This is a genomic window from Xenorhabdus entomophaga (assembly GCF_037996725.1).
In the GTDB taxonomy this organism is placed as follows: Bacteria; Pseudomonadota; Gammaproteobacteria; order Enterobacterales; family Enterobacteriaceae; genus Xenorhabdus; species Xenorhabdus khoisanae.
The window spans coordinates 1-530 of the sequence record NZ_JBBMXH010000321.1 but is presented as its reverse complement, the minus strand read 5'-3'; the positions used below and the strand labels follow the sequence as shown (position 1 = coordinate 530).

General features: G+C 45.1%; 2 protein-coding genes. Both read right to left on the bottom strand.

Features of this window, described 5'->3' with window-relative positions:
- The coding region (locus AAC854_RS22985; protein WP_340619113.1) for a hypothetical protein at window positions 1–265 on the bottom strand (265 nt) is incomplete at its 3' end.
- 61 nt (window positions 266–326) lie between these two features.
- On the bottom strand, window positions 327–530 hold a 204-nt coding region (locus tag AAC854_RS22980; RefSeq protein ID WP_340619112.1), incomplete at its 5' end, for a hypothetical protein.

The window sequence follows — 530 nt, the reverse complement described above, 5'->3', positions numbered from 1 at the left end:
TCTGGCAATGAAGGTCTCTTAAACTAAAAGTACGCCCAAAAGGTGTTTTTATATTGCCACCGAAGTGTATTGAACGTGGATTCATACACTGACTTTTCAAAGCAACATAAACCCTATTTTCATTTATCTTCAATGAACAACAGGATGGTTTCCGTCCGTCCTGTTCATATTTCTCACTGTCTCTGTTTGAAATACTCAGCAAACAATTTTTCCACGCCCAAACAATTAACGCATGGTTCCCGTTTGACACTGAACCTTGCAGCATTTTTCCGCACCTGTTGTTGACAATTCAACGCTGTACTACTTTTGCTGACCGGTTACGGATCTTAAGGCGTCACTTTTTGTCGGTTTACCGCTGAAAGTGACGCCGCAGCCAAAGAACCATGCAACCCTGACAGGCTCACGCCTGCTTCACCACACAGTGAATCTGACACTGCATTTTTAGATTGAAAAAGGAGAACTTGACGATATCGAGGCTGGCTTTTTGCCGGTGGGGATGACCTGCACACGCAGGCGGCAGTACCGCGTAC